Annotated in this window: 4 protein-coding genes; 2 read left to right on the top strand and 2 right to left on the bottom strand. The window is 34.7% G+C overall.

All coding sequences use genetic code 11. The features are described from left to right. Positions 1 to 34: 34 nt before the first annotated feature. A complete protein-coding gene (locus OZD62_RS00750; RefSeq protein ID WP_274978974.1) occupies positions 35 to 274 on the bottom strand; it encodes a hypothetical protein in 240 nt (79 codons plus the stop codon). A 32-nt stretch (positions 275 to 306) separates the two neighbouring features. Continuing rightward, positions 307 to 2,829, bottom strand: coding sequence for a hypothetical protein (locus OZD62_RS00745; protein WP_275019226.1), 2,523 nt, complete (start codon positions 2,827 to 2,829; stop codon positions 307 to 309). Between the two features lie 164 nt (positions 2,830 to 2,993). On the opposite strand from OZD62_RS00745, the gene OZD62_RS00740 reads away from it, so the two are divergent. Then, positions 2,994 to 3,230, top strand: coding sequence for a hypothetical protein (locus OZD62_RS00740; protein ID WP_138265065.1), 237 nt, complete (start codon positions 2,994 to 2,996; stop codon positions 3,228 to 3,230). Next, positions 3,206 to 3,505: a type II toxin-antitoxin system RelE family toxin gene (locus OZD62_RS00735; RefSeq protein ID WP_138265064.1), complete on the top strand. Its 300-nt coding sequence runs from the start codon at positions 3,206 to 3,208 to the stop codon at positions 3,503 to 3,505. Before OZD62_RS00740 ends, OZD62_RS00735 begins: the two co-directional genes overlap by 25 nt. Positions 3,506 to 3,667: the final 162 nt, after the last annotated feature.

The following is a 3,667-nucleotide window of genomic DNA, read 5'->3' as shown; positions in this document are numbered from 1 at the left end:
TTCTCATCTTTACCCCGTACTAAAATTTCAGATATTATAGCCTTTTACTTGTTTCCGGACAACCTCTTAGAACTTTTTCAGCAAATTTCTCATTAGCCTTTACCAGCTCTAAAACTTTACGATCATCATCACCAAGCGTATACCCTTTGGCTATCGCCTCATCGATGATATTTTTCGTTTTTTCTAAAGTTTCTTCATAAAAATGATCGATTTCAGCATTTTTTTCACTGATTTCAATATCGATTTCATCGATTTTACTGTTTTGTTCAATCATGTTTTTTCTCCTATTTTTAAATTTATTTCATGTTAGCACCTTATGTAGTAGTCACACTTATCGTCAGTGATATTAGGAATGTGGAATATAGTTGTTCCCTTATTGTTAATATCATTGGCAATCATGTCTGCGAGTTGCTCTGGTGTCGTATCTTTTGTTGCTTTGACTTCTCTAAATTCTTTGGCGGTAACATTAGTTGGTGCTTTTCCATCACCATCAACACTCCACCATATTACTGTGTTAAAATTGTTACCAGTTTGGGTGTTATGAGATGTTTTAAGACCTATAAAGTCTCCTGCTTTCACTTCTTTAAATTTCAAGACATACAAGCATCTTTGCGTAAACAAAGCTTTATGCTGTATAGCATAGGTTATCACTGAATTTTTACCAGCAAACAGAACATTCGGTTTTCCTGGTGTTCTCTTGTCCGTTGCTGATTGTTTGTAAATAACGTAATCACCCCATGACTTCATTAATAAATCACTAGAATCACCATGAATGAAACTAGGGTAATCTCCACCACTAGAACTAATACTTGTACCATGTACTGAAGCCATTGAATACACAAACCATGGTGAAAACAAAAAGTAACTTTGTGAAGTACTAGTAGTATTATTATTGTGTTGCAAAAAAGTAGCGCTAACCGATGGTATATTTAAAGGAAAACCAATATCATAAACTCTACTACTAAAATTAACTGGATTAAAAAATCCACATAAACCGGAAGGATACGGAAATTGTTGATAATTAAGACTTACTGTCAAATAAAAAAAATTCTTTTTAACAGAGTAATTTATTTTAGTTTGCTCAGTTATTTTATCAATACCTTTATTGTATGGCACAACATTATTTGTATAATTATAAATTGAATTTAATTTAGTTATAGTTTGAAAATAACCTGGAAAATCAGAACCAGAACCCGCAAATTTTATCTCCCTTAAATTCATATTAGTCATTAGAATGCCACTACTTAAGTAATTAGTGGTAATGTCAAACGTATGACAACAAGTAGTAAGGTCTATGCTATTTGCTGCTGCAACATATTGAAAATCATAGTTAACATCTGAATTAGCATAGAATGTAGTTTCTAGCCATAGATGACCTATATCATCACCTTCGGGCTTCGGATTTACTACTCCATCTCCCTCGAATTTAACTTTAACATTATTATCCGCAATAAACTTCTTAATATACTCACTTGATATTGCATTAAACCAATTTAGTATGTCTTTGGTTTTAAGCATATCAAATGTAATTGGAGCATGATCTAGCTTGTTATATAGCCTTTTGTATTCAATGCCGAGCGGACTAATACCTGTTGAATCAAGTGTGCGACCATCGCACTTGAGCAGATTTATCTTTTCCCCGTCGACTTTTGCTCCTTTTGGGTAGGAAACTATTTCACCAATATTATCTACAAACTTAAGACCATCAATTGTAAAAACTAGCTCATTGTAACTGTTATCAATGCTATATTTATTTGCTCGAAATGAAGAAAATAATAAATTAGATTTTGCTAAATCAGAATTTTGTGTTGGGTATTTAAAATCAACTGCATGTATTGGCAATGAGGCTTCTGCACAATAAAAATTTGTCGCTTTAAAATTAAATGCTCGATTCGGTGGTAACAAAAACTTCAATGTCAAACTTTGATCATCGCCAATATCTGCAGGTATTACAAAGCCAAGCAAACTTAAACTAGTGTAATAAACCTTCGGAGTATCAGAATCAATTAAAAATTGATCAATTGACATAACTTGTGGCGGTGTTGATGATTTTGAACCAAAATCACGAATTGCCAGTAAATTAACTACTATATCATCACCACCTCTCCAAGCATAGAACTTCAGCCAAGCTCTGGCATCAGTACCCCATAACACATTAGAGCTCCTAAATGTTACAGCTTTCTGCAGAGGTGGCGTTGTCTCGCTAGGTTTTTCGCAAATAACGTTCAAATAAAAACGAGGATTGCCTTCATCGATCCTTTCAGCTTCGGTAATGTCTTTAATGAAAATCCTGTCTACATCAGTTCTATCCTGTATCGGTACTGAATCAGCATAAGATCTTAAAAACTGCCATGATAGTCCAGCAATTGGCACCTGCGAAAATTCAGGTGAAACATAACCAGATCCCTGCCCTCTATCATTAATTTGTAGACCAATATTAAATTGACCATCAATAAATAAGTTATCAGATAATATAGATGTAGCTGGATCTGCTTTGGATTGTTCTTGAAAGTACGGTAGATCATGAAAGATGAGTTCAGGAGCTGCAGCATTACCGTAATTGCACTTCAGTTCTACGGTATAACGATCTTCAGGATCATCAACGTCGACAAAGTAGTACAACTTATGAGGTAAAGCACCGTTTTCATCAAGCTGCAAAGGGTTTGGTGCCGGTACGACATTTCCCTCCTGGTTCTTGTAGTAGGCATTACGAAGAGTAGTTGGACTTCTTTTATCATAAAAATACATCCAGTACCCACCAGCTGGCATACCTTCCTTATTCTTGATAATATCTTGCAATACTATACTTAGTATTAACTTTTGTGTCATTTCTCCCTAACATCAGCAAAAGCCAGTTCCAGTATATGCCAAATTATTAATAGTTTATTAACACAGGTGCACAAAATTCTCTTTACATATCATCAACTTTCTTTATTGAAAAGTTCAGAAAAATGTTGTATAATTGTTACAGTAGTAGAACTTTGGTAAAGCATATGGCAAACTTAAGCACTAACATAGCTCTCAGTAAAGAAACTTTGCAGCACTTTGCTAAGCTAGTTGAGCTCACTAAGCAGCCAACTCAAGAATTAGCAGAAAGGCTATTTAAAGAAGCAATAGATCGTGAAATGGAAGACTTTTTACTATCTGTGGTTGCTAACGAGTATGACGTTGAAGGTGCAGAGACGGTTAGAAGTGAGGATGTAGATTGGAATACACTATTATCTTCTTAAGGAACGTTCTTAAGAAAAATCTTCCGGACCTTCCAAAAACGATAAGGTCAAGAGTTGTAGACGCAATACATGATCGGCTTACAGTCGATCCATTGAACCTTGGTAAACCATTACACCACAGCTTTAAAGGGCACAGAAGGCTAAGAGTTAGTGATTATCGCATCATATATAGCGTAAATACTGTAAAGCATGCAGTAACTATTGTTGCAGTAGGGCATAGAGACACCATTTATGAAGAGGCTTTGAAGATAATCGATACATATACTCTTCAGTAGATTCTATCTTCCTTTTTTATCAAGTTACATGAGTAAATTATACAGAAAATCTTAAAGATTTTATATATATAATTTTATACACCACTCCTTCCTGATCCATTCTCTACCTTAGGTGGCTTCGCTCAGCTCAAAGAAAGTTCATTTTTTTGGTTACCCCCCTAT

It is taken from the genome of Wolbachia endosymbiont of Drosophila seguyi (assembly GCF_028981765.1).
Lineage (GTDB): Bacteria > Pseudomonadota > Alphaproteobacteria > Rickettsiales > Anaplasmataceae > Wolbachia > Wolbachia pipientis.
Note: the sequence above shows the minus strand (reverse complement) of the source record. Positions and strands in the feature narration are given on the sequence as shown.